Genomic DNA, 8,483 nt, shown 5'->3' with positions numbered 1-8,483 from the left:
GTCTGGCGGCGTTTACTGGAAAACTCACTGTCGGCAAAAGTCAGTTGCTGGCTCATCCGGTTACTCATTCTGGGTTCAGGTTACAACACGATGATCTCACATCTCGGACTTATTCGCACCTTCCTTAGACGCGGAACGGTCGCTGTTTTCCACGCAGCAAAATATTCTCGACCTTATTTATGCCCGGCAGGTTAATGAAATTAACCTCTTCACCGCGCTGGGCGGCGGTTGGGCCGAATAACCTCATTTAATTAAAAAGGATATTAAACATGCGCAATTCACTTAACGCCGTCGTATTTGGTGCAATCATTATGTTTTCTGCCGGTCTTCAGGCTGAGGTTCATCAGCACGCGGAGATGAGCGCCGCCAGCGAAGGTGTCTCAGAGCAGGTCATCACCGGGACCGGCATTGTGAAGGATATTGATCTCACGAATAAAAAAGTGACGATTTCTCACGAAGCCATCCCGGAAATTGGCTGGCCCGCGATGACCATGCGTTTTACTTTTATGCAGGCCGACGCGAGTATTACTGCCTTAAAAGTCGGCAGCCACGTGAATTTCTCGTTTGTTCAGCAGGGCAATCTCTCTTTACTCAAGAGCATAAAATAGCGAGAAACGGCATGGCCTCATTAAAAATAAAATACGCTGCCATGATAGTCAGCAGCCTTATTGCCGGAGGGCTGATATCGGTGACGGCATGGCAGACACTTTATTCATCTGAAAAAACAGCAAATAGCGTTGCGGAAAGAAAGGTCCTTTTCTGGTATGACCCGATGAAGCCTGACGTGAAATTCGACAAGCCCGGTAAATCACCGTTTATGGATATGGAGCTGGTGCCGAAATATGCCGATGAGGATGGTAAAAGCAGTGACGGTATCCGTATCGATCCGACCCAGGTTCAGAACCTGGGATTAAAAACGCAAAAAGTGACGCGCGGAAAGCTGAATTATGCCCAGACGATCCCGGCCAACGTCAGCTATAACGACTATCAGTTTGTCATTGTGCAGGCGCGTGCGGAAGGGTTCGTTGAGAAAGTGTACCCGCTGACGATTGGCGATAAGGTGAATAAAGGCACGCCGCTGGTTGATATCACCATTCCGGACTGGGTCGAAGCGCAGAGCGAGTTCCTCCTGCTTTCCGGCACCGGCGGAACGCCCACGCAGATAAAAGGCGTTCTGGAGCGTCTGCGCCTGGCGGGTATGCCGGATGACGATATTCAGCGGCTGCGTGCGACCCGTACTATCCAGACCCGGTTTACCATCAAGGCGCCCATTGACGGGGTGATCACGGCCTTTGACCTGCGCACCGGAATGAATATTTCCAAAGAAAAGGTGGTGGCGCAGATTCAGGGGATGGATCCGGTCTGGATCGGCGCGGCGGTTCCTGAATCCATTGCTTATCTGCTGAAAGATACCTCGCAGTTTACTGTTTCGGTACCGGCTTATCCGGATAAATCCTTCCCGGTTGAAAAATGGCGTCTTCTGCCGAGCGTGGATCAAACCACCCGTACGCTGCAGGTGCGCCTGCAGGTCTCCAACAAGGATGAACTGCTGAAACCGGGCATGAATGCCTACCTGAAGCTGAATACCCAAAGTCAGGAAATGTTGCTCATTCCGTCTCAGGCCGTTATCGATACCGGGAAAGAACAGCGCGTTATTACCGTTGATGCGAACGGGAAGTTTGTACCGAAAAGGATCCACGTTCTGCATGAATCACAGCAGCAGTCCGGCATTGGTACCGGACTGGAAGAGGGGGAGTCGGTGGTGGTCAGCGGTCTGTTTCTGATTGACTCGGAGGCCAATATTACCGGCGCGCTGGGGCGCATGCGCCACGCTGAAGCCGCTGACGACGCGCATTCAGGCCATTAAGGAGACGATGATGATTGAATGGATTATCCGGCGTTCGGTTGCCAACCGTTTCCTGGTGATGATGGGCGCGCTGTTTCTCAGCGTCTGGGGGACATGGACCATCATCAACACCCCGGTCGATGCCTTGCCCGATCTGTCTGACGTTCAGGTGATTATCAAAACAAGCTATCCCGGCCAGGCCCCGCAGATTGTTGAAAACCAGGTGACCTATCCACTCACCACCACCATGCTGTCGGTTCCTGGCGCGAAGACCGTGCGCGGTTTTTCACAGTTTGGTGATTCGTATGTGTACGTTATTTTTGAAGACGGGACCGATCTGTACTGGGCCCGCTCGCGCGTGCTGGAGTACCTGAATCAGGTTCAGGGCAAACTCCCCGCCGGGGTGAGTTCCGAAATCGGCCCGGACGCCACGGGCGTAGGCTGGATATTTGAGTATGCGCTGGTGGACCGCAGCGGAAAACACGATCTCGCCGAGCTGCGATCATTGCAGGACTGGTTCCTGAAATTTGAGCTGAAAACAATCCCGAACGTGGCCGAGGTGGCCTCCGTCGGCGGCGTGGTGAAGCAGTATCAGATTCAGGTTGACCCGTTAAAGCTGGCGCAGTTCGGCGTCAGCCTGCCGGAAGTTAAGCAGGCCCTTGAATCGTCTAATCAGGAAGCGGGGGGATCGTCCGTAGAAATCGCGGAAGCGGAATATATGGTGCGGGCCAGCGGCTATCTGCAGACCATCGATGATTTCAATCACATCGTCCTGAAAACCGGTGAGAACGGTGTGCCGATTTACCTGCGAGATGTTGCCCGCGTACAAACGGGGCCGGAAATGCGCCGTGGTATTGCCGAGCTGAACGGGCAGGGTGAAGTGGCGGGCGGCGTGGTGATCCTGCGTTCGGGTAAAAACGCGCGCGAGGTCATTACGGCGGTAAAAGACAAGCTGGAGACGCTGAAGGACAGCCTGCCGGAAGGCGTTGAGATTGTGACCACCTACGATCGCAGCCAGCTCATCGACCGGGCAATTGATAACCTGAGCAGCAAACTTCTCGAAGAGTTTTTCGTGGTGGCCATCGTCTGCGCGCTGTTCCTCTGGCACATTCGCTCGGCGCTGGTGGCGATTATCTCTCTGCCGCTTGGCCTGTGTATTGCCTTTATCGTCATGCATTTCCAGGGGCTGAACGCCAATATTATGTCCCTGGGAGGCATTGCCATTGCGGTCGGCGCGATGGTGGATGCCGCTATCGTCATGATTGAAAACGCGCACAAGCGGTTAGAAGAGTGGGATCACCAGCATCCGGGAGAGCAGATTGATAACGCCACGCGCTGGAAGGTGATTACCAACGCCTCTGTCGAAGTTGGCCCCGCGCTGTTTATCAGCCTGCTGATCATCACCCTGTCATTCATTCCCATTTTCACCCTGGAGGGACAGGAAGGGCGGCTGTTTGGTCCGCTGGCCTTCACCAAAACGTACGCCATGGCAGGGGCGGCCGCGCTGGCCATCATCGTGATCCCCATTCTGATGGGATTCTGGATCCGGGGTAAAATCCCCGCCGAGACCCGTAACCCGCTGAACAGGCTGCTGATTAACGCCTATCATCCGCTGCTGATTCGGGTGCTCAACTGGCCCAAAACAACCCTGCTGGTTGCGGCCTTATCCATCTTGACGGTGATCTGGCCCCTGAGCCAGGTGGGCGGCGAGTTCCTGCCGAAGATTAATGAGGGCGATCTGCTGTATATGCCCTCTACTTTGCCCGGCGTCTCTCCGGCAGAAGCGGCCGCGCTCTTACAGACCACGGACAAGTTAATAAAAACCGTCCCTGAAGTGGCCTCTGTCTTCGGCAAGACCGGCAAAGCCGAAACGGCAACGGATTCCGCGCCGCTCGAAATGGTGGAAACCACCATTCAGCTTAAGCCTGAGAATCGGTGGCGACCCGGGATGACGATTGACAAGATCGTTGAGGAGCTTGATAAGACCGTTCGTTTGCCCGGTCTGGCGAATCTCTGGGTTCCGCCCATTCGCAACCGCATTGATATGCTGTCGACCGGGATTAAAAGCCCGATTGGCATCAAGGTGTCTGGTACCGTTCTGGCTGATATCGACGCCACGGCGCAAAGCATTGAAGCAGTAGCCAAAACGGTGCCGGGCGTGGTGTCTGCCCTGGCAGAACGTCTGGAAGGCGGGCGCTACATTGATGTCGATATCAACCGGGAGAAAGCCTCCCGCTATGGAATGACGGTGGGCGACGTGCAGCTGTTCGTCTCCTCGGCCATCGGCGGTGCGACGGTGGGTGAAACGGTGGAAGGCGTGGCCCGCTATCCGATTAATATTCGTTACCCTCAGGACTACCGGAATAGCCCGAGCGCGTTGAAGCAGATGCCGATCCTGACGCCTATGAAACAGCAGATTACGCTGGGTGATGTGGCAGATATCAACGTTGTTTCAGGCCCCACGATGCTGAAAACGGAGAATGCCCGGCCTGCGAGCTGGATTTATATCGATGCCCGCGGCAGGGATATGGTGTCGGTGGTGAACGACATTAAGACGGCCATCAGCCAGAACGTGAAGCTCAGGCCGGGTACCAGCGTGTCATTCTCCGGGCAGTTTGAACTGCTTGAGCACGCCAACAAGAAACTGAAGCTGATGGTGCCGATGACGCTGATGATCATTTTCGTTCTGCTCTATCTGGCGTTCCGTCGCGTGGATGAGGCCCTGTTGATCCTGATGAGCCTGCCGTTCGCGCTGGTCGGCGGGATATGGTTCCTGTACTGGCAGGGCTTCCATATGTCCGTGGCAACCGGCACCGGGTTTATCGCCCTGGCCGGGGTGGCAGCAGAGTTTGGAGTGGTCATGCTGATGTATTTGCGTCATGCCGTTGAAGCACATCCGGCGCTGTCCCAGCGCGAAACGTTCACTGAACAGGGGCTTGATGACGCCCTTTATCAGGGCGCCGTGCTGCGCGTGCGGCCAAAGGCAATGACCGTCGCGGTGATCATCGCGGGTCTGCTGCCCATTCTCTGGGGGACCGGCGCAGGGTCAGAAGTCATGAGCCGGATAGCGGCGCCCATGATCGGCGGGATGATTACGGCACCGCTGCTGTCGCTGTTTATTATTCCTGCGGCGTATAAGTTAATTTGGTTGCGCAGGCATAAACCAGAGACAGCCGTTGGTGAAGATGACAGGGGAGTCAATACCTGATAAATTAGCTATTCAATAACCTATTCATAAAGCTATTCAAAACCATGATTAATCGATCCGAAACACTACGACAATTGCTGAGACAAGGCCCGGTATCGGTAAGGCAACTAACTGATATTATGGGTATTAGTCAGCCTACCGTTTCACGATCGATTAAAGCGCTTGGCGATGAGGTTGTTCGCATTGGCTCCGGTCCATCTATTCACTATGTGCTGCGGGATACACATCGAGGATTCAGTTCGGCTCCTGTCTACCGCATCACGGAAGAGGGTCAGGTTAAATCGCTGGGTAAACTCATTCCGGTTTATCCAGACGGTTTTGTAATGGCGCAAACGGACAATGTGTGCCTCCATAGCGATGGGTTGCCGTGGTGGTTGTTTGACATGCGGCCTCAGGGATACCTTGGCCGCGCGTACGCCTCGCGATTTTCATCCGAGCTGGGCCTGCCGCCGAATCCAGAGAACTGGAGTGATACTGACGTTATCAGGGCTTTGCTCGCTCATGGGCACGATGCGGTGGGGAACCTGTTAATCGGAGAACAGGCGAGGAATCATTTTGTAGAGATGCCGTCGCCTGTTGCGGTGGACCGCGCAACCGCCTACCCGTCGCTGGCGCAGGCCGTGAGCGCGGGCGAAGTACCGGGCTCCTCTGCTGGGGGGGAACAGCCGAAGTTCTGTACTTATACAGAACGTGGCCACGTAATTGTGAAATTCACGGCACCGGACGATAACCCTGTAAGCGAACGCTGGCGAGACCTTTTGTTAGCAGAACATCTTGCGTTAAGCGTGCTTGGCGTCGAAACCGAGGTGTTTGATTTTGGCGGACAGCGCTTCCTTGAGATCCCGCGGTTCGACCGTACGGGACCCCTTGGTCGTAAGGGACTCTTTTCTTTACGTGCGCTCGAGGCGGAGTTTGTCGGCAGGGCAAGAGAATCGTGGCCGGTACTGGTGAATGAGCTGGCAAAGCAGGGCTGTGTTCACCAGGATGCGGTCGCCAGCACGTCAAGGCTTTGGGCGTTTGGTATGCTGATCGGCAATACCGACATGCACCACGGTAATCTGTCGTTTATCAGTTCCCATGGACGGCCTTACGATCTTGCTCCTGCCTATGACATGCTGCCCATGGGATTTGCCCCGAAATCAGGAGGCGCACTGGTGAATACGCTGCGTCCGGCTACGCTTATTGACGCGATCGCGGGAGAAACCTGGCATGAAGCACTGGCGCTGGCCGAGCGCTTTTATACGCTGGCCAGTAGTTGCGGCCGCTTTTCTGCCAATTTTGCGCCATGTCTTGCCGCATTGCGCAGCCATCTGGACGAGGCGAGGTCAAGGATATCGCGTCTGGGATAATGGGGCGGGATGTTTACGAGGGGCAGGCTTAGCGTGGCATATGTGCATCGCGAGTCTGTCTGATCAGCTTGCGCCAGGCGCGATTATGCAGAGTAAACAGCAGCATCTTATAAAAGGCTGTGGAGAGGATACAGCTGCCGCTAAGCAATAACATGACGATACTCACCAGTGCCGCAGTCAGACTGACGCCCGGAAAAGGGATACCGATCAGCGCGGCCAGCAGATAGGCTGCCGTTAATACCAGGCTTATCACCGCCAGCGCAAGATGTATCCGTACGGCGCGCATGCTGCCTTTGCCAATCATGAACATCGTGACGCCGTTGATGCCAGCGAAAAGCAGGGCGACCAGCACAACCCACACGAATACGCGTTCAGCTGGCTGGCTGAGTGCGGCGAGTACGCCATAGCCCAACCACAGCTGCGGAATGGCGAAACTGACAATCACCCCGAGCGTACTGATCGCTGCCGGAATACCCATGGTATGTAGTCCCACAGGCTTACCCATCTGTTCGGACAATTGCGTCTTAAACTGCTGCAGCTGTGTCGGGGAGGCATTGCTCATGCTGTTGGCCAGCGCGTTACAGTGTTTCAGGCGAAGGGATAAAATTTTAATCATTTGATTATACTGCTTTTAAAAGAGTGAAGACCCTGATTGATTTTATGATATCCGCTACGGGGCGATAAAGACGACATTGCATCGTCCCGCATGGAAGCGCTATTTCACAACCCCAGCGGCCTGGCCTCCTGTATGAACTCAATCAGAAGGCGAAGCCCGGTCGGCAGTTGCCGGCGGCTTGAATAATAGATATAAAAACCTTCCTCCAGCGGGGACCATTCCGTCAGCACCAGGCGGAGCCGTCCATCCTTCACATAGGGTGCAACAAGAGGCTCCGGAAAATACATCAGACCAGCTCCGCCTAATACGGCCACAAGGCCCGTTTCAGCCTGGTTGACCGTCACTGAGCCTGGCACAGTGATTTGGTACGTTTCGCCGTCTCGCTCAAGTTCCCAGCGATAAATCCGATCGTCGCCGAGACGATTGCTTATACAACGATGGTGTAATAAATCATCCGGATGTTCAGGCGTTCCGTAACGTTCCAGGTAGTCTGGGGATGCTGCGATAACCCAGCGAATATCGGCAGATAAACGCCGGGCAACCATGTCTTCCGGGACGGTGCCACCATAGCGGATACCGGCATCGAAGCCCGCATCAGTGACGTCAACCATACGGTTGCTGGCCACAATATCGATTTCAATATCGGGATAGCGATCCATAAACGCGGGCATAACTGGCGCAAGCAAAAGATTGGCCGCTTCAACGGCAGCATTGATGCGGATACGTCCGCCAGGGGTATTACGATACTTGTTAAGCGATTCAAGTGCGCCTTCTATTATGTCGAAAGGCTGAAGGACAGACTGAACCAGTTCTTCACCTGCTGCCGTAGGGGTGACGCTCTTGGTCGTGCGATTAAGCAGGCGAACCCCGAGCCGGGTTTCCAGTCCCTTCAGGGCATGACTAAGCGCTGATGCACTGACACCTAATTCAATGGCAGCACGGCTGAAACTGCGATGACGTGCAATAGCCATGAAATAAATGAGATCGGCAACATCAGCTCTGCTTATTTGCATACAGAATCCTTTTCCTTGTGCGTTAAGGCCCGAATGTGTTGATACGGAAATGATATACACCATAGACCGATTAGCGCTAATCCGTTGCTGAATTTTTTTCACAAGTCCATCCACTCATCGCCTCTCACTGAAAACGGTGTGCTTCGTTATTCTTGAAAATAATGAGACCCGGCAACGCCGGGCCAGGGAAGGGTGTTAACGGTTGTGTATTGCTGAAGGCGGCGTGAGTGAAGGGGGCGTATCAGGAAGCGGGGGAATGATCCCGTCGACGGGGTGCGGCAGATAGAGTGCCTCGAGTTCCGTGATTTCAGCATCGCTAAGTGTAAAGTCCAGTGCGCTGATAGCCGTGGAAAGATGTTCTGGTTTGGTCGCGCCAATGATCGGGGCTGTGATGACCGTTTTTGATAGCAACCAGGCAAGTGCAACATGGGCTCTTGGCACATGGTGCTTT

At 54.6% G+C, this 8,483-nt stretch carries 7 protein-coding genes and 1 pseudogene; 5 read left to right on the top strand and 3 right to left on the bottom strand.

What is annotated here, in order from left to right; translation table 11 throughout:
- Positions 1 to 124 precede the first annotated feature (124 nt).
- The 5 genes and pseudogenes from ACOTXT_RS21740 to yjjJ form a co-directional block, all read left to right on the top strand.
- A pseudogene (locus ACOTXT_RS21740) lies at positions 125 to 241 on the top strand (hypothetical protein); the annotation flags it as partial.
- A 28-nt stretch (positions 242 to 269) separates the two neighbouring features.
- Complete coding sequence (gene cusF / locus ACOTXT_RS21735; protein ID WP_039025321.1) at positions 270 to 608, top strand: cation efflux system protein CusF; 339 nt, start codon at positions 270 to 272, stop codon at positions 606 to 608.
- Positions 609 to 619: 11 nt separating this feature from the next.
- Positions 620 to 1,867, top strand: a complete 1,248-nt coding sequence (locus ACOTXT_RS21730) for an efflux RND transporter periplasmic adaptor subunit (RefSeq protein WP_333164183.1) — start codon at positions 620 to 622, stop codon at positions 1,865 to 1,867.
- Positions 1,868 to 1,877: 10 nt separating this feature from the next.
- Positions 1,878 to 5,054 carry a Cu(+)/Ag(+) efflux RND transporter permease subunit SilA gene (silA, locus tag ACOTXT_RS21725; protein WP_333164291.1) on the top strand — a complete coding sequence of 1,059 codons (3,177 nt, stop codon included), beginning with the start codon at positions 1,878 to 1,880 and terminating at the stop codon, positions 5,052 to 5,054.
- A 44-nt stretch (positions 5,055 to 5,098) separates the two neighbouring features.
- Positions 5,099 to 6,403 carry a type II toxin-antitoxin system HipA family toxin YjjJ gene (gene yjjJ, locus ACOTXT_RS21720; protein ID WP_032651772.1) on the top strand — a complete coding sequence of 435 codons (1,305 nt, stop codon included), beginning with the start codon at positions 5,099 to 5,101 and terminating at the stop codon, positions 6,401 to 6,403.
- A 28-nt stretch (positions 6,404 to 6,431) separates the two neighbouring features.
- Here yjjJ and ACOTXT_RS21715 read toward each other — a convergent pair whose 3' ends face one another.
- The 3 genes from ACOTXT_RS21715 to ACOTXT_RS21705 form a co-directional block, all read right to left on the bottom strand.
- On the bottom strand, positions 6,432 to 7,019 hold the full coding sequence (locus ACOTXT_RS21715) for a hypothetical protein (RefSeq protein ID WP_333164186.1): 588 nt from the start codon (positions 7,017 to 7,019) through the stop codon (positions 6,432 to 6,434).
- Between the two features lie 104 nt (positions 7,020 to 7,123).
- Positions 7,124 to 8,032, bottom strand: coding sequence for a LysR family transcriptional regulator (locus ACOTXT_RS21710; protein ID WP_032651774.1), 909 nt, complete (start codon positions 8,030 to 8,032; stop codon positions 7,124 to 7,126).
- A 195-nt stretch (positions 8,033 to 8,227) separates the two neighbouring features.
- Positions 8,228 to 8,483 (bottom strand): aldo/keto reductase (locus tag ACOTXT_RS21705; RefSeq protein ID WP_421625447.1); only part of this gene is annotated, 256 nt, incomplete at its 5' end.

Origin of the sequence: Enterobacter cloacae complex sp. IR5422 (genome assembly GCF_049238165.1) — a bacterium.
Taxonomy (GTDB): Bacteria; Pseudomonadota; Gammaproteobacteria; order Enterobacterales; family Enterobacteriaceae; genus Enterobacter; species Enterobacter roggenkampii.
Note: the sequence above shows the minus strand (reverse complement) of the source record. Positions and strands in the feature narration are given on the sequence as shown.

Excerpts from the sequence above, each read along its gene's own strand:
- cusF (WP_039025321.1), top strand. The coding sequence starts at position 270 with ATGCGCAATTCACTTAACGCCGTCGTATTTGGTGCAATCATTATGTTT.
- ACOTXT_RS21730 (WP_333164183.1), top strand. The coding sequence starts at position 620 with ATGGCCTCATTAAAAATAAAATACGCTGCCATGATAGTCAGCAGCCTT.
- silA (WP_333164291.1), top strand. The coding sequence starts at position 1,878 with ATGATTGAATGGATTATCCGGCGTTCGGTTGCCAACCGTTTCCTGGTG.
- yjjJ (WP_032651772.1), top strand. The coding sequence starts at position 5,099 with ATGATTAATCGATCCGAAACACTACGACAATTGCTGAGACAAGGCCCG.
- ACOTXT_RS21715 (WP_333164186.1), bottom strand. The coding sequence starts at position 7,019 with ATGATTAAAATTTTATCCCTTCGCCTGAAACACTGTAACGCGCTGGCC.
- ACOTXT_RS21710 (WP_032651774.1), bottom strand. The coding sequence starts at position 8,032 with ATGCAAATAAGCAGAGCTGATGTTGCCGATCTCATTTATTTCATGGCT.